Source organism: Bradyrhizobium sp. Crot121 (assembly GCF_059512385.1).
On sequence record NZ_JCAMOR010000405.1, the window covers coordinates 1 to 426 of the forward strand.

Sequence of the window (426 nt, forward strand, 5' to 3'; positions counted from 1 at the left end):
ATCGAGTTCATTGGCCGGCATTTTCGCCACTTGCGCGCGTGGAATGTTTCCAAACCGGTCGGCAATTGTTGTGCGATCACCAGCCGAAAAGATCCTCTCAAAGTCGTCAGGAAACAACAAAAAGACAAGCATATGACGAAACTGCCGCGCCTGCGCGTCAGCGACGTTCTGTAGCCACGATACGAACTTCCAAGGGTCTTGCAGCAGTTGTGTCTGCTCGTCCGATGAAAGCGATCGAAACTGCAAAAGAAAATTGATGCAGAAGGTCAGTTCGCGCGGCCGATGATTATTGAACCCGGGGCCGGCACTGCCAATCCCCGACAAAACTTCGTCAGAAACCAGCGGGCTACTTTCCGGCCACGCTACCCCTGACCAATCCCAAATCTGCTGGATGCGCGAGCGCTTGGTGCGCGCCGAAAGGTTGCT

1 pseudogene is annotated in these 426 nt (G+C 54.5%); it reads right to left on the reverse strand.

The annotated features are described in order from the left end of the window. Positions 1-426, reverse strand: a pseudogene (locus AC5ZGW_RS47205) (hypothetical protein); the annotation flags it as partial.